This is a genomic window from Patescibacteria group bacterium (assembly GCA_018817715.1).
Taxonomy (GTDB): Bacteria; Patescibacteriota; Patescibacteriia; order Veblenbacterales; family UBA10138; genus JAHITT01.
This window is the reverse complement of sequence record JAHITT010000001.1, coordinates 130927-145662: the sequence shown is the minus strand read 5'-3', so window position 1 is coordinate 145662 and position 14736 is coordinate 130927. Positions and strand designations below refer to the sequence as shown.

The 14736-nt window shown below is 38.3% G+C and carries 14 protein-coding genes and 1 tRNA gene; 10 read left to right on the top strand and 5 right to left on the bottom strand.

Features of this window, described 5'->3' with window-relative positions:
• Positions 1-9: 9 nt before the first annotated feature.
• Complete coding sequence (gene dnaB, locus KKC17_00825) at positions 10-1395, bottom strand: replicative DNA helicase (GenBank protein MBU1038768.1); 1386 nt, start codon at positions 1393-1395, stop codon at positions 10-12.
• 119 nt (positions 1396-1514) lie between these two features.
• Between dnaB and KKC17_00820 the strand changes: the two genes are divergently transcribed.
• From KKC17_00820 to KKC17_00805, 4 genes are all read left to right on the top strand, one after another.
• Positions 1515-2036 carry a 3'-5' exonuclease gene (locus KKC17_00820; protein ID MBU1038767.1) on the top strand — a complete coding sequence of 174 codons (522 nt, stop codon included), beginning with the start codon at positions 1515-1517 and terminating at the stop codon, positions 2034-2036.
• Between the two features lie 369 nt (positions 2037-2405).
• Positions 2406-2600: a helix-turn-helix domain-containing protein gene (locus KKC17_00815; protein ID MBU1038766.1), complete on the top strand. Its 195-nt coding sequence runs from the start codon at positions 2406-2408 to the stop codon at positions 2598-2600.
• Between the two features lie 83 nt (positions 2601-2683).
• Complete coding sequence (locus tag KKC17_00810; GenBank protein ID MBU1038765.1) at positions 2684-3739, top strand: DUF3494 domain-containing protein; 1056 nt, start codon at positions 2684-2686, stop codon at positions 3737-3739.
• 83 nt (positions 3740-3822) lie between these two features.
• Positions 3823-4437, top strand: a complete 615-nt coding sequence (locus KKC17_00805; GenBank protein ID MBU1038764.1) for a class F sortase — start codon at positions 3823-3825, stop codon at positions 4435-4437.
• 265 nt (positions 4438-4702) lie between these two features.
• Here the strand turns inward: KKC17_00805 and KKC17_00800 are convergent.
• Both KKC17_00800 and KKC17_00795 read right to left on the bottom strand, forming a co-directional pair.
• Positions 4703-4778: transfer RNA gene (locus KKC17_00800), tRNA-Lys, on the bottom strand.
• A gap of 69 nt (positions 4779-4847) precedes the next feature.
• Positions 4848-5807, bottom strand: coding sequence for a calcium/sodium antiporter (locus KKC17_00795; GenBank protein ID MBU1038763.1), 960 nt, complete (start codon positions 5805-5807; stop codon positions 4848-4850).
• A gap of 228 nt (positions 5808-6035) precedes the next feature.
• On the opposite strand from KKC17_00795, the gene KKC17_00790 reads away from it, so the two are divergent.
• The gene (locus KKC17_00790; GenBank protein MBU1038762.1) at positions 6036-8756 is read left to right on the top strand and encodes an HAD-IC family P-type ATPase; all 2721 of its coding nucleotides are present in this window, start codon (positions 6036-6038) and stop codon (positions 8754-8756) included.
• 89 nt (positions 8757-8845) lie between these two features.
• On the opposite strand, the gene KKC17_00785 is transcribed toward KKC17_00790, so the two are convergent.
• Positions 8846-9637 carry an SIMPL domain-containing protein gene (locus tag KKC17_00785; protein MBU1038761.1) on the bottom strand — a complete coding sequence of 264 codons (792 nt, stop codon included), beginning with the start codon at positions 9635-9637 and terminating at the stop codon, positions 8846-8848.
• Between the two features lie 216 nt (positions 9638-9853).
• On the opposite strand from KKC17_00785, the gene KKC17_00780 reads away from it, so the two are divergent.
• The 3 genes from KKC17_00780 (at position 9854) to KKC17_00770 (ending at position 12970) form a co-directional block, all read left to right on the top strand.
• Entirely contained in the window at positions 9854-10630 is a 777-nt protein-coding gene (locus KKC17_00780) for an SIMPL domain-containing protein (protein ID MBU1038760.1), read from the top strand.
• Positions 10631-10833: 203 nt separating this feature from the next.
• A complete protein-coding gene (locus KKC17_00775; protein ID MBU1038759.1) occupies positions 10834-11412 on the top strand; it encodes a sigma-70 family RNA polymerase sigma factor in 579 nt (192 codons plus the stop codon).
• A gap of 4 nt (positions 11413-11416) precedes the next feature.
• Positions 11417-12970: a hypothetical protein gene (locus tag KKC17_00770; GenBank protein MBU1038758.1), complete on the top strand. Its 1554-nt coding sequence runs from the start codon at positions 11417-11419 to the stop codon at positions 12968-12970.
• A gap of 38 nt (positions 12971-13008) precedes the next feature.
• Here the strand turns inward: KKC17_00770 and KKC17_00765 are convergent, their stop codons facing one another.
• Entirely contained in the window at positions 13009-13575 is a 567-nt protein-coding gene (locus tag KKC17_00765; GenBank protein ID MBU1038757.1) for an AAA family ATPase, read from the bottom strand.
• Positions 13576-13655: 80 nt separating this feature from the next.
• On the opposite strand from KKC17_00765, the gene KKC17_00760 reads away from it, so the two are divergent.
• On the top strand, positions 13656-14126 hold the full coding sequence (locus KKC17_00760) for a 23S rRNA (pseudouridine(1915)-N(3))-methyltransferase RlmH (GenBank protein MBU1038756.1): 471 nt from the start codon (positions 13656-13658) through the stop codon (positions 14124-14126).
• A 21-nt stretch (positions 14127-14147) separates the two neighbouring features.
• Positions 14148-14732, top strand: coding sequence for a CYTH domain-containing protein (locus KKC17_00755; GenBank protein ID MBU1038755.1), 585 nt, complete (start codon positions 14148-14150; stop codon positions 14730-14732).
• Positions 14733-14736: the final 4 nt, after the last annotated feature.

The window sequence follows — 14736 nt, the reverse complement described above, 5'->3', positions numbered from 1 at the left end:
TAATAATTTTTATTGAGGAGGGGGAGTAGTCGATTTTTTTTCTAAACTTTTAAAACTAACATAGGCCTCGTTGAAGAACAATTTTACTAAGCCAGTTGGACCATTACGATGTTTGGCAATGTGAATTTCGGCGATATTTTTTTCTTCAGGTAGTAAATCTTCGGTTTGGTAGTTTTTATCAGCGGCTTTGCGATAAATAAACATTACTACGTCGGCATCCTGTTCAATAGAACCAGATTCTCTTAAGTGAGCTAGTTTAGGTATGGCTGGTTTACTCATTTCTACGGCACGAGATAACTGCGACAAAGCTAGTACTGGTACATTAAGTTCGCGGGCCAAGGCTTTTAGGCCGCGGGTTATTTCGGCCACTTCTTGCACGCGATTTTCTGCTGAGCGTCCTTCCATTAATTGTAAGTAATCCACCATAATAAGGCCTAAACCATGTTCCATTTGTAAACGTCTGGCTTTGGCTCTTATTTCCATTATATTAGCAGTAGCTGAATCATCTATAAAAATTGGTGCTTCCGATAGTACGCCCATAGCATGGCCAATGCGGGGAAAATCGTCTTCTCGTTCGGAAAGTTTGCCAGTACGCATGCGCCACATATCTACATTGGCTTCGGAGCACAACAGGCGATCAACTAGTTGTTCTTTGGACATTTCTAAAGAAAAAATGCCCACTGGTATTTTTTGTTTGGTGGCGATTTGGCGGGCTATATCTAAAGCCAGGGCGGTTTTACCAACACTGGGTCGGGCGGCTAAAACAACCAAGTCGGATTTTTGCAAACCAGCCAGAATATTATCCAAATCGGTAAAGCCGGTGGCCAGGCCTCTTAATTTACCCGATTCTTTGTGTAATTCATCTATACGGTCAAAAGCTTCATTAAGAACGTGTTTAATCGGAATAAAATTTTCCCGATAATATTTTTGGGAAATGCCGTAAAGTTTTCTTTCGGCTTGGTCTAGTAAGTCTTCAATGTCATCGGTTTCTTGGTAACCTAGGCCGGTAATTTCGGCAGCGGCTGATAACATGCGTCGCAAAGTACTTTTGCGTTGGACTATTTTGGCGTAGTGTACTACATGGCTAGCCGTGGGAACGCTTTCCGCTAGGCTGGACAAGAAGCTGTGGCCGCCAATACTTTCCAGCTTGCCTTTTTCTTGCAAACGGCTGGATAAAGACAAAATATCAATTGGCGTGCGGGCTTCATATAGTTGCACCATGGCTTCGTAAATATCACCATGAGCATCTTTATAAAAATCATTAGGTTCTAAAATATCAGCTATTTTAACAATAGCATCTTTGTCTAATAATAGGGCGCCTAAAGTGGATATTTCAGCTTCCAGATTTTGTGGCGGCATTTTATCAGCCCGAATAGCTGTAGATGGTTTATTCATAGTAGCGTTATTTTACACAGATAAGGTCTTAAGGGGCAAGGGTGCTGAATACACAATTTGTTCACAAGCAGTTTAATTATTGGCTTTTATTAGTCTGGTCGGCTAAAATACTTATAGTTATGTCGGATATTGAATATGTTATTTTTGATGTGGAAACAACTGGTATGGATCCTAAAGCGGGCCATGCCATAGTTGAGTTGGCTGCGGAAAAGTTAAAACAGAATAAGGTGGTAGATTCTTTTGATACCATAGTTAATCCTAATCGACGAGTGGAAGCCGAGGCTGTGGCCATTCATGGTATAACCAATGAGATGATTTTAAATCAAGGCAAGCCTTTAATAGAGGTAATACCGGCTTTTATGTTGTTTGCCTCTGGGGCAACTTTGGTGGCGCATAATGCCAAGTTTGATTTATCTTTTATTAACAAACATTTAAGCGATTTAGGTTTACCGCCGTTGAGTAATCCAGTTTTAGATACTTTAGATTTGGCTAAAGCTAAAGTTATGATTGGTAGTTATAATTTAGGATATTTAGCCAAGCATTTTTCCATATCCCAACCAACTGCTCATCGGGCTTTGGCTGATGTGCAGGTAACTAGGGAATTGTTGTTAAAGCTATTAGCTTTGCCGGATAGAAATTAGTAAGAGGTTTAATTTTGTAAAGTAAGTCACTACAACAAAAAATTACAGTACTTTAAAAGTACTGTAATTTTTTTGTGGTATATTTATACAACCACGCTTAAACCTATTTTAGCAAAAATTTCTGAAACGGACGAACACTTCGCCCCACTACCACTCGCTTTTCGCGCCGATGGGATTTGTATTTTACAAAGCAAAATGCACCGCAAGAAAATATGGAGTTGTGCGTGGTATAGCCACCTAATAAACTTACAGTAAAGTTATCGATAGTATTAAAATTAACTACTTGACAGTATTTAACCATAGGTGTAGTATTAAGATAGTTTAACTGTAGTACAGTTAATATTTTATCCACTAATTATAAATAGCATTATGTCAAATATCGCTAAAAAGTTAAGAAAGTTAAGAGAAGTCAAAGGGTTATCTCAAGAAAAATTAGCGCGATTGGCCGATGTCGCCCTTAATACGATTGTAAAAATTGAAACCGGCAGGAACCAGAACCCAACACTCGATACACTCAAGAAAATAGCGAAAGCGCTTAATGTAAAGGTCGATGACTTCATCTAAAAAACAAGTGTTTAATACTATCACAAGATAAGTAAGTTACGAGAAAGGTCTTAATAATCAAAAATAATCATTTATAAAAATTTATGAAAAAAATTAATAAAAATTCAATAATAACTACGTTGGTTGTTTTCTTAATGTTTATCACTTCAGCAATTACTGTATTCGCGGCTGGTCCAGCCACAGTAAATCTTGGATCAGCGGGTGATTTTGTTATTTTGACAAAATCAGGAATTTCAACCACTGGAGCCACCTCAATTACTGGAGATATTGGGGTAAGTCCAATCAGCGCAACTGCTATGACTGGTTTTGGGTTAACAATAGATGCTTCGAATACATTTTCGACGTCAGCTCTAGTGACCGGAAAAGCATATGCTGCTGATTATATGTCTCCTACACCTGCTAAAATGGTTACAGCTATAAATGATATGGAAACTGCCTATACAGATGCTGCTGGAAGAATAAATCCGACGGCTACTGAATTAGGAGCAGGAAACATTGGGGGAATGACCCTTGCTCCAGGACTTTATAAATGGAGCACTGGTGTAACAATACCAACAGACGTTACTCTTTCTGGTGGCGCAAATGATGTTTGGATTTTCCAGATAGCACAAACTCTTACTGTAAGCTCCTCTGTGAAAGTTGTCCTTAGTGGTGGTGCACAGGCTTCTAATATATTCTGGCAGGTTGCAGGCCAAACTACACTCGGAACAGGCTCTAACTTTAGTGGAAATATATTGGATCAAACAGCAATTGTGTTAAACACTGGTGCAACACTAAATGGTAGAGCTCTTGCTCAAACCGCAGTCACTCTTGATGCTGATATTGTTTCGATTCCTACTGTTTCAACTCCAACACCCACAATAACTCCTACACCAACTCCAACACCCACAATAACTCCTACACCAACTCCAACACCCACAATAACTCCTACACCAACTCCAACACCCACAATAACTCCTACACCAACTCCAACACCCACAATAACTCCTACACCTCCACTTCTAGTAGTCTCTCCAAAACTACCAAATACGGGAATTGGTTTTGACGAGAAAGGTACTCCCTGGAATATCGTCATCCTGGCGGGCGTCTTTGCGGTCTCAATTTTTTTCTACTTTGTTCGAAGAAAACAAACGGTTTAGTCTAAGCATTGAGAAAAACTAATGAGCAAATGCCAGACAAATTTTTGTCTGGCATTTGTGGTCATGAACCTTTTGTAAAATTTATGCAATTAAAAATTTTATCAAAACGAACATTATTATCAATAGTTATCCTTTCAGGATTAACTCTTTTTATCGTATTTCTTTTGTATTTTTTACCTAAAAGCTCAACTCAAAATGGCTCGGCAATGCTTGTTGAAAATGTCGTCACTATTCCAAACTTAGAACAAGCAAACGTTGGATTACCAGAGCGTCTCAAAATTCCAAGTATAAATGTTGATGCTCCAATTGAGTATGTGGGTCTTACATCCGACGGAGCAATGGACGTACCAAAAGACCCTGTTAAAGTAGCATGGTTTAATCTTGGGCCGCGTCCCGGGCAGAGTGGTAGTTCCGTTATTGCCGGGCATTACAGCTGGAAGAATGACCTGCCGGCGGTATTTGATAATTTATATAAACTACGCAAAGGTGACAAAATATCTGTTGAAGATGAAAAAGGGGTGAATATTATTTTTGTTGTCCGCGAAATTCAGATATATGACAAAAATGAGGATGCTTCTGATGTGTTTGACTCAAGCGACGGAAAAGCGCATCTTAATCTAATTACTTGCACGGGAGTTTGGAATAAGGCGGAGAAAACTAGTTCCGGTCGGCTCATAGTGTTTACTGACAGAGAGTAAGAAAAAATGGTTCCGCGAGCCACCCACGAATTGGTTTTAAAAATTTTCCCCGGCCAGTTTTGTATTGGTGGGTCCAGTGGGGCTCCTCTTTTCCCAAAATTTCGCACTCTCCTTTGAAGAAGGCTCGATTTTTCCCAAAAAGAGCTGGGGTCATCTAAAAAGTGAAGCAGTTCACTTTTTATCCGTACCCTTCGATCCCCATATAATCAAAAACTCCATTCTATTGAATGGAGTTGTAAGACCGAATAAATCCCGTCAGACGGGATGGTGGGTCCAGTGGGGCTCGAACCCACGACACGCGGCTTAAAAGGCCGCTGCTCTACCAGCTGAGCTATGGACCCCTATTTATAATCTGTTACTAAAGTGCGTTTCGTATCTTAGCAGAACCTTCTTAGATAATCAAGGGATTATTAACCTTTTATTACTAAGTAAACAATATAAACTATATAACTTATTACGAATAAAGCGCCTTGCCAACGTTCAATAATTCTTTTTTGTCCAATAAAGGTAAAAAGAAAAAGCAAAATTGTGGCGAGCATGGTAACGCCCAAATCTATATTAGAACTGGTGTTAAAAGGTAAGGGTTTAACTATGGCACTAACACTGACAATCCACAAAATGTTAAAAATATTACTACCAACCACGTTACCAATGGCAATATCAGGATTCTTTTTCCAAGCAGCCACGACTGAGGTAAAAAGTTCAGGCAGGCTGGTACCAATGGCTACAATGGTTAAACCGATTAAGGATTCGCTTATGCCCCAATTTTTAGCTAGGGCGACGGCGCTATCAACTACCCAATTGCCACCTAAGCTTAAACCAATAATACCGATTATTACCAGGGCGATTGATTTGCTAATAGGTAGTTGTTTTATAGCAACCTCATCTGGGCTTGTTTTATTGCGACTAATTTCAAAAACATAGTACAAAAAAATCAGAAAGAATAAACCTAAAATAATTCCATCAGATACATCAATAATATTAATGGAAGCTTTATTTATTAATTTGTCGTTGGCTAGGATACCTAAAGCAGCTACGGCCAAAAGAGCTAAAGGGATTTCTTTCCAAACTGTACTGGTTTTAATAGCTAAAGGGTAAATTAAAGAAGCTATGCCGATAATTAATAAGATGTTAGAAATATTACTACCTAGTACGTTGCCAATGGCAATATCTGTATTGCCACGTAAGCTGGCTAATAAATTAACAATAAGTTCCGGCATGGAAGTGCCGAAAGCCACGATAGTTAGACCAATTACTAAGGCTGGGATTTTAAGTCGTTTAGCTAAAGAAGAAGCGCCATCGACCAGCAAATCAGCTCCTTTAATTAGTAGGACGAAACCGATTATTAAAAAAATAATTGACCAAGTCATAAAAGTAGCTTATTGAAACAAACAAAAGTAAGTTTAATACTATAAGATGTGTTATATTATTATAGTATGCGTAATTATTCCAGCAAAAGCAATAAGCCTATGACGCGTTACCGAACGCCGTCTCGTTTTAAGGTGCAACAGGCAGAGCAGGTAAAAAGACATAAAGGAAATGTTAAAAAGAAATTTAATTTTAATCATTTTAATAAAATAGGTAATTAAGAAGTTTTTATGCCCAGTTTAGAAGATTTAAAAGTCGTGCCGAAAGCTTGGCACGCTTTGTCGGCTAGTGAGATTTTAAAGGAACTTAAAAGCTCGTTAAAGGGTTTGTCAGAACAATCGGTTTTGGTGCGTTTGGTTAGGGTTGGCCCCAATTCTTTACCAGAACGTCGGCAACCTGGGGCACTTAGTTTGTTTTTTAATCAATTTAAAAGTGCTTTGGTCATTATTTTATTAGTGGCAGCGGTGGTTACTTTGGCTTTGCAGGATTGGTTAGATGGTTTTGTTATTTTGGTAGCAGTAGCTATTAACGCAGCAGTAGGTTTTGTACAGGAATATAAAGCCGCTAATGCTCTTAAGGAATTACAAAATTACGTGGAGGATTATGCTCGTTTAAAAAGAGACGGTCGTAATACAGCGGTATTAGTTAAAGATTTGGTACCAGGAGATATTATTTATTTACAGCCGGGCGATAAAGTGCCGGCCGACGCCAGATTATTGCAGGCCACAGAATTAGAAGCTAATGAAGCGGCTTTGACTGGTGAATCCGAGCCCATCAAAAAGAAAATAGGAAAATTAACCGCTACTACAGTGATGGCTGAAAGGTTTAATATGGTTTATCAGGGCAGTACTATAACTCGTGGTCGCGCTTTAGCGGTGGTGGTAGCGACTGGTTATCATACCCAATTGGGTAATATTGCCCAACTTCTTTTGGCAGTTAAAGAAACTGATACTCCTTTGCAAGTTAAACTGGCGCGCTTAGCCAAGTATATTGGTTTAATAGTCATGTTTGTTTGTTTGGGGATTTTGTTATTAGGATTAAGTTTTTCTTATAGTTTTCAGCAGATGTTTACTTTGGCTGTGGCTATTGCCGTGTCAGCCGTACCAGAAGGTTTGGTGGTTTTGGTAACCGCTATTTTAGCCTTGGGTATGCGTCGGATTTTAAAGCGTCAATCTTTGGTTCGTAAATTAGTGGCGGCTGAAACATTAGGTTCCACTACGGTAATCTGTGCTGATAAAACAGGCACCCTGACGGCCGGCCAAATGAAGGTAAGTCAATTAGTTTTGCCGAATTTGGAAGGCTGGCCAGAAGTTCAGCCCTTGTCGGAAAATATTACGGCTCAAAATTTATTGTTAGCTGGTGTAATGGTTTCTGATGCCTATAAAGAGTATAAAACTCAAAGTGGTGAGTATTTTGTCGTGGGTAGTCCAACAGAAAGAGCTCTTTATTTAGCGGCTGAAGAGCAGGGTATTTTAATAGAACAAAGCCGAGCTAGTCAGCCACAAATTAAGGTTTTGCCTTTTAATTCCGAAAGGAAATTGATGGCTTCTTTACATAAAAAAGATAAAGAAGTTATTTTGTACGTTAAAGGAGCGCCAGAAAGATTATTGGAAAGGTGTGTGGATTTGGAAATAACTTCTGGAATTGTAAAATTAGATCAGGCTAAAAAGCAGGCTTTTGTGGATTTAATAGCTAAGATGAGTGGACAAGGTTATCGCTTATTAGCTTTAACCAAACGGACTCTAAAAACCGTGGTGGCTAAAAAGTTTATTCTTACGGAAGATAATCTTAGCAATCTAACTTTATTGGGTTTGGCCGTGTTAAATGATCCATTGCGCGTTGGAGTAGGTGACACTTTGCTTAAAGCCAAGCGGGCGGGTTTAAGAATTATAATGATAACTGGTGATCATAAACTTACAGCCCAAGCCATTGCCATTCAGGCTGGTCTTAAAGCTGAGTCTAATAATATTTTAGATGGTTATGAATTAGCTGATTTGACGGCGGAAGATTTAGCGATTAGTTTAAAAGAAATTTCTGTGATTGCTCGGGCTACCCCTCAGGATAAATTAAATATAGTTAGGGCTTTACAAGGTCAAGGCGAAGTAGTAGCCATGACTGGCGATGGTGTTAATGATGCGCCGGCTTTGCAAGCGGCCGATATTGGCATATCTTTTGGTGCGGGAACGGATGTAGCCCGTGAAGCCAGCGATATGGTATTGCTGAACAATGATATTTCTACTATCGTGGCGGCGGTGGAAGAAGGCCGGACGATTTATAATAATATTCGTAAAGTTTTATTATATTTAATGTCAGATAGTTTTGCTGAGGTGGTTTTAATAGTTGGCGCTTTATTATGGAGTTTGGTTAGGGGTGGTCCGGTCTGGTTGCCTTTGTTGGCTACACAAATTTTGTGGATAAATTTAGTAGCTGATACTTTTCCCGCTTTAGCTTTGGCCAGCGATCCAGGTCGGCCGGAAATTATGGAACAGCCACCCATCTCTCGTCAGCAGCCGATTTTAGATTTAAAAGATCGGTTAGTTATTGCCGGTATTAGCCTTTTGAAAGGTTTAGGAGCTTTAGTTATTTTTATGGTTTTAACAGGTTGGTTGATGTCGGAGGATACTGTGCGGACTATTATTTTTAGTTTAATGGCGGTTTCCACGCCGCTTTATGCCTTTAGCTTAAAACAGTTTGGTGTGCCTTTGTGGCATAAAAGCAATTGGAATAACAGATCTTTAGTCGGAGCTGTTTTATTAAGTTTAGGCTTACAGTTGTTGGTTGTTTATTGGACACCTTTACAAAAAGTTTTTTATACCGTTCCTTTAACCTTAGAGCATTGGTCAATAGTGTTATTTTTTACTTTATTTTTGATAGCGGTTTTGGAAGTAGTTAAATTTATTTTTTTCAAAAGTAAAAAATTATCCGTGCCATCATCGGTTAGCAGTATTTAGTGTTTGTTATTTATATAAAAAATAAAATATATAAAACAACACCCACCCTTATTAAAGAGTGGGTGAGTAGGAATTAGAATTGAATCGTATTATTCAATTTCAAAACTCATAGTTACTTGGACAATTATTTCTTGACTCCCAGCTTCTATAGTTGGCGCTATAGTTTTGGCTGATTCAGCATAGGATAAATCTTGGCTTAGATAATTTCGGTAAGGAGTTGGTGAATTAGTATTTTCTGAAAAAGAGCGGACTTTGCCTAGTTTTACACCAGCCGCTTCAGCCAAAGCAAGGGCTTTTTCTTTAGCTTGGGCAATGGCTTTAAGTCTTGCCTCGTTTCGCAATTGTTCTGGATTATCGACAGTAAAATTAAGCTGGCCGATTTGATTGGCACCCTTACTTAAAGCACCATCTAAAACTTGGCTGGCTTTATCCAGTTGTCTTATTTTAACTTCAATGGTTTGATTTAATTCGTAGCCGTCAAAAATTTGTTTGCCAGTTTCTTGGTTGTAAGCGTACAGTGGTCTTAAATTATAGTTGGTGGTTTTGATATCTTTTTTATCAATGTCTAGGCCCTTAAGATAAGAAACAATATCATTCATTTTTTTATTGCTATCTTGTTGGACGGCAGCCACGGTTTTGGATCGGTTTTCTACAGATAGAGAAATTATGGCTACGTCTGGAATGGCGACAACTTTACCTTCACCACTTAAACTTACTGTATCATTGGTACTGCGGGGATTTTGCCAGTGATTTAATTCTTGGTAAGATAGGCCAGCTTGAAAAATTTTGTGAACACTTAGGGTGGCTAGCCATAATATTAGTAACAGACCTAAAGCTATTTTTAGTTTGCTGGGTATTTGACTATAGGGTTCATTGATCATAGTTTTTAGGTTAATAATTAGAACGTTTATATTATAGCTTACGATTCAGTTTAATATTAGTAACACTTTGCTTAAAATACCAGACTTTAGTTATAATTCATAAATAAGTCAGTCATGTTACTTTTTGGATTAACTAGCGTATAATTAGTTAGAATTTATTATTTAACAGCCCTAAATAGGCTAAAGCCTGTTTAGGTTATAAAAAGGGAATGTTTTATGGAACAGATTGATTCGACCAGCGCTTGTTGCCTAAGCTGGCGTAGCCCTAAGACTATTCTTAGTCTAGTAGGGTTAGTTTTATTAGCGGGTATTTTGGTGTTAGCTTTATTAAGAGATAGGTTTGTTAACCAGCCGCAGTGGCAGGTTAATGTTACAGGGCAGGGTCGGGTTAGTTATCAGCCCGATATTGCCAATGTGACTTTGGGGGTGCAAGTTGATAAAGTAGCCACAGCTGCTAAGGCTTTGCAGGAGCTTAATGATAAAATGGTTAAAGTTATAGCGGCCGCTAAGGCAGCGGGTATTAACGAAACTGATATACAAACTCAATCTTATTATCTTAATCCGCAGTACGATTATAAAGATGGTGTTACAGTACCTTCGGGTTATAGCGCTAATCAGCAGTTAATAGTTAAAGTTAATGAAATTGCTGGCGATAGTACTAAGGTAGCCAAAGTTATTGCTGGTGCGACCGAAGCTGGCGCCAATCAAGTAACTGGTATTAGTTTTGAAACTTCTAATCTAGAAAATTTGAAAGAAGAAGCCAGACTAAAAGCGATTGTTGATGCCAAGACTAAGTCGGTTAAATTGTCTGCCGCGGCCGGGGTTACTTTGGGGGAAGTTGTCGGTTGGTGGGAGAACCTGATTCAGGTGCCAGGTCAACCAATGCCTTATTATGATGGTAAGGGTGGTATGGGTTCGGCTGGTTCACCGCAATTGCCTAGTGGTAGTCAGGAAGTTGTTATAGAAGTGAATTTGAACTATAAGATTAAATAACAACCGAAGTTATTTGGTATTTTTAACCCCTCCTCTTTATAAGAGGAGGGGTTACTTTTTGTTAGTTGAGTCGTAGGTTATAATAGGGGGTTATTTAAATAATTAAAGTAAAATGCTATGCTTAAAAGACTAAAAAGTTTTTATTGGTCCGAACGAGGATTTACATTTGATAGTCGGCCCAATTATTTAAAATACGGTTTAACATGGAAGCAATTGAACAAAACAGCCAGATCATCAGCCGAGCGCAGCAGGGCGACTTAGGTGCTTTTAGCAGTCTTTATGAAGAATATTTTAAAAAAATATACGGTTTTATTTATTATCGCACCAGACACAAAGAAGTTAGTGAGGATTTGACTAGTTTAATTTTTACTAAAGCTTTGGAAAAGTTATATCAATACAAGGCTGATAAAGGAACTTTCTCCGCTTGGCTGTACCGTATCGCCCGTAATACTCTTTATGATCATTGGCGCACCAGCCAAATTACTGAGGATATAGATTTGATAGGAAATTTAAGCTCCCAGGATAATCCAGCTAAAGAGGCGGCTAACAACATCGCTTTGGAACAAATACAGAGTTATTTAAATAATTTATCTAAAGAGCAGAGGGAAATTGTTTTATTAAGATTATGGGATGGTTTGTCTTATGAAGAAATAGCTGGAGTAACTGGCAAAAGTTTAGCTAGTTGTAAAATGTCTTTTAGTCGGACGATGGCTAAAATCAGACAGGAGTTCCCTTTAGTCCTGCTTTATTTAACAATTATCGGTCAGTTTTACCGAAATTAGCATTATGGAAAATATTTATCAGCAGATATTAGAAGATATTTATCAATTAGAGCCTGGTTTACGCCAGAGGGAGGGGGAATTGATTAAAATTTTGCAGGCTTTAACTATGGCCCGGCCCGCTTTGGTAATAGATGAAAATTTTAAGAATGAATTAAAAAATCAATTGTTAAATAAGTTTGCTAAGCGGCCGACTAACTTTTGGTCTACTTATTTTGGTGTGATAGGCAATTATTTTAGATCACCTGTATTAGGTTGGGGTGTTAGCGGTATTTTATTGTTAGTCATTTTGACTGTTCAATTTTTACCTAAATTAGACTATCAGATTAATTCAAACAAACTAATTGGATTACCAGACAGAGCTTTTGGTTCTTTGTTGAGTCAGCCAGCGATTAAGCAAGCTACTGGTTTGGGTGGAGGTGGCGGCTTAAGCCTAGCGGCTCCTCGGGCTGAATCTTTGTCAGCTGATTCATCAGCCAGTGCTAAATCTTTAATTTATCCGGCACCTTATCAGCCGCAGCCGAGTTTGAACTATGTTTATAAAGGGGAAAAAATCGATGATTTGCCTAGCTCCAGCATGGTTGTGCAATATCAACCATCTTCAAGTAGTGGCTCGATTAGAGGACTATTTGGACAATTAGGCAAATTGCCTTTGGATTTAAGCAAATTCAATGATCTGTCTTTACAGTCTTGGTCATTATCACAAAATAAAGAATTTGGTTATATAGTCAGCTGGAGCGGTAGTGAAGGGCAGTTGTCTTTGGGAGAAAACTGGGCTTATTGGCCTCATCCGGAAGCTAATTGTAGGGATGAGGCTTGCGTAATACAAAACAGAATTACTCAAGAGCAGTTGTTGCCTAATGATCAGTTAATATCAATTGCTAATAAATTTTTGTCAGATATAAATTTTGATTTAAGTGATTATGGTCAGCCGATAGTTAATAAAGATTGGCCCAGGGTTTTGGCTCAGACCGTTTCTGGTCAGGAAATTTATTATCCAGATACTATGACTGTTTTATATCCCTGGAGTCTGCAGGACAAAGAGGTGTATGAACTATCTGGCGGTCAGCCAGTTGGTTTAACTGTTAGTGTTAGTTTGCGTAGTCAGCGGGTGACCGGCTTATGGGGAGCTCAGCTTAATAGTTTTGTTGGTTCAGCCTATGAAATGGAAACGGATTTTGATCGTTTGTTAAAATTAGCGCTTCAGGGTGGTTGGCAAAGTGATATTTATTATATTATGGAATCAAATCAGCCGGGCGGAGATGTAGAACTTATGACTCCTAAGTTAATTTATGCTAAATGGTGGCAGCAAAAAGAAAATAGTGGCCAATTTTTGTATGTGCCAGCTTTATTGTTTCCGGTTAATAATTTTAACAGCCACCAAAACCAATTAAATCAAGTAGGGGTAGTGGTGCCTTTGGTTAAGGAATTGGTTGATCAAGCTTTGGCTAACAATGGCCAAAACAACCGGCCAACGCCTCAGTCTTGGCCTATGATTGAGCCGTTCACAGATTCAATTGATCAGCCAGCTGTTAAATCCAGAGAGCTTTTGCCTAAGTAATAAAAACTAACCCTTGTTTTATTTTTATAAAACAAGGGTTAAGATATAAGTTCCAATTTTTTAAGAGCATCTAAGGTTATAGCCAGGTTTTGTTTTTTGGTTTTTTTGTCCGTGTTTATTAGTAATAAACGTGTAGCCCTGGTAGCTATTTTTCTATAAGTTTGAGTTAGGGAATTGAGTTGTGCGGTGGAGTATCTTTTTTCAGATGTTGATAGTTTTTTTCTTTTAGCCAATCGCTTCAGTTGTTTTTTTACCGTACAAGTCACTAAGATTGTAAGATTAGGCTCCAATAATCCTCGGAAATCTTTTTCTTGGATTATTTGATTATGGGTAATCCAAGTATCCAAATAGTACCTGTCTAGTATAACGGATTTACCTTGGTATATCTTTTTTTTAATAAAGATAGATAAATATTTATTGATTTTTAAATAAAATTTATATCTATCTTGTAAGTCACCAAGCCTTTCTATATGGCTTCTTTCTCGCCAAAATTGTTTAGGCGGGGATTTTAGATACAACCAGCCCAGCCGCTTAGCCAGGTTTTTAGCTAAACTGGTTTTTCCAGTTCCGTTAGGCCCAATTAAGGCCAAAAATATTCCTTTCATTGTTAAGCCCCTTTGTTTGTTTAACTTTTCTTTTATTAGCTTTTATTGGGGGTTTTGTCAAATTGCTTTATAATTATAGTATGTTTAAAATAATAATTTTAGCTGTAGGTAAACTTAAGACAAGTTTTTACCAGCAGGCCTGTAGGGAATATTTAAAACGGTTACAACCTTATGGCAAAGTGGAGATTAGGGAAGTAAAGCCGGAGTCTTTTACAGAACGGGCTGATCGAGACAGGGTAAAGCGCGCCGAAGGTGAGCGCTTGTTAAAAGAAATAAAGAAAATTGAACATGGTTGTTTTTTTGTTTTAGACGAGCATGGTACTGAATATACCTCTAGTCAATTAGTCGGCAAGTTAACTAATTGCCAGGGGTTAATAGTTTTTGTGGTTGGCGGTACCTTAGGTTTATCCAAGGAGGTCTTGCATTATCCGGGTTTTCAGAAATTGGCTTTGTCCCAAATGACCCTGCCTCACGAATTAGCCAGGGTAATGCTGATTGAGCAAATTTATCGGGCAATTACTATTTTAAAAAATAAAAATTATCATTATTGATTTGGTGTTATAATAGTGAATATGGACACGGAATACGAAGCTACTTTTAGTCCGGTGGAAAAGGCCGACATTAGGCAAAGGCTTACTAAAGCTGGCGCCTTATTAATTAAACCTGAATTTTTACAAAAACGGGTAGTTTTTACCTTGCCGTCTGGACAGGCTAAACCGGGTGCTTGGCTTAGAGTGAGGGATGAGGCGGATAAAATAACCTTAAGCTATAAACAAGTTATCAATGGCCGGATTGAGGATCAAAAAGAAATTTGTTTGCAAGTGTCCAATTTTACTAAGGCGGTGGAATTGTTGACAGCGATTGGTTGCCAAAAAAAGGCTTATCAGGAATCAACTAGAGAATTATGGAAATTATCGGATGTGGAAATAACTATAGACCAGTGGCCCTGGTTAGAACCGTTCGTGGAAATAGAGGGTTCTAGCGAGCAGATGGTTAAGGAAGTTAGTTTGGCTTTAGGTTTTGATTATAGTCAGGCCAAATTTTGTGCTATCGGCCATTTATATAGTTTAAAATATAATTTGTCGGAAGATATTATAAATAATCAAACACCGGAAATAGTTTTTGGAGGTGTTAACCCTTTTTTAAATAGGTCCTAATTGG

Excerpts from the sequence above, each read along its gene's own strand:
- KKC17_00780 (MBU1038760.1), top strand. The coding sequence starts at position 9,854 with ATGGAACAGATTGATTCGACCAGCGCTTGTTGCCTAAGCTGGCGTAGC.
- KKC17_00775 (MBU1038759.1), top strand. The coding sequence starts at position 10,834 with ATGGAAGCAATTGAACAAAACAGCCAGATCATCAGCCGAGCGCAGCAG.
- KKC17_00765 (MBU1038757.1), bottom strand. The coding sequence starts at position 13,575 with ATGAAAGGAATATTTTTGGCCTTAATTGGGCCTAACGGAACTGGAAAA.
- KKC17_00820 (MBU1038767.1), top strand. The coding sequence starts at position 1,515 with ATGTCGGATATTGAATATGTTATTTTTGATGTGGAAACAACTGGTATG.
- KKC17_00795 (MBU1038763.1), bottom strand. The coding sequence starts at position 5,807 with ATGACTTGGTCAATTATTTTTTTAATAATCGGTTTCGTCCTACTAATT.
- KKC17_00770 (MBU1038758.1), top strand. The coding sequence starts at position 11,417 with ATGGAAAATATTTATCAGCAGATATTAGAAGATATTTATCAATTAGAG.
- KKC17_00790 (MBU1038762.1), top strand. The coding sequence starts at position 6,036 with ATGCCCAGTTTAGAAGATTTAAAAGTCGTGCCGAAAGCTTGGCACGCT.
- KKC17_00810 (MBU1038765.1), top strand. The coding sequence starts at position 2,684 with ATGAAAAAAATTAATAAAAATTCAATAATAACTACGTTGGTTGTTTTC.
- KKC17_00760 (MBU1038756.1), top strand. The coding sequence starts at position 13,656 with ATGTTTAAAATAATAATTTTAGCTGTAGGTAAACTTAAGACAAGTTTT.
- KKC17_00815 (MBU1038766.1), top strand. The coding sequence starts at position 2,406 with ATGTCAAATATCGCTAAAAAGTTAAGAAAGTTAAGAGAAGTCAAAGGG.
- KKC17_00805 (MBU1038764.1), top strand. The coding sequence starts at position 3,823 with ATGCAATTAAAAATTTTATCAAAACGAACATTATTATCAATAGTTATC.
- KKC17_00755 (MBU1038755.1), top strand. The coding sequence starts at position 14,148 with ATGGACACGGAATACGAAGCTACTTTTAGTCCGGTGGAAAAGGCCGAC.
- dnaB (MBU1038768.1), bottom strand. The coding sequence starts at position 1,395 with ATGAATAAACCATCTACAGCTATTCGGGCTGATAAAATGCCGCCACAA.
- KKC17_00785 (MBU1038761.1), bottom strand. The coding sequence starts at position 9,637 with ATGATCAATGAACCCTATAGTCAAATACCCAGCAAACTAAAAATAGCT.